Source organism: Pseudoalteromonas sp. CR1, from assembly GCF_019392235.1.
Lineage (GTDB): Bacteria > Pseudomonadota > Gammaproteobacteria > Enterobacterales > Alteromonadaceae > Pseudoalteromonas.
The window spans coordinates 1-237 of record NZ_JAHXRM010000621.1 but is presented as its reverse complement, the minus strand read 5'-3'; the positions used below and the strand labels follow the sequence as shown (position 1 = coordinate 237).

General features: G+C 47.3%; 1 pseudogene. It reads left to right on the top strand.

Annotation, left to right across the window (positions count from 1 at the left end):
- Window positions 1–22 precede the first annotated feature (22 nt).
- Window positions 23–237: pseudogene (locus tag KZZ04_RS20785) on the top strand (hypothetical protein); the annotation flags it as partial.

Genomic DNA, 237 nt, shown 5'->3' with positions numbered 1-237 from the left:
CGGCTTCTATGTTCGGGCTCATATGCTACGCCACACTTACGGGACTTATACCTTGCTTGCCCTTAGAAAAAGCAAAGAATTTGAAGGTGAGCCGCTGTTGTATGTCAGAGACAGGTTGGGGCATTCAGATGTTCAAACAACGATGATCTACTTGCACCTCATCAACCAGCTGGAGGCTCAATCCGTTCTTGCGCATGAGGACGAAATTGACATGATGTTCATGGCTGACTCCACTAA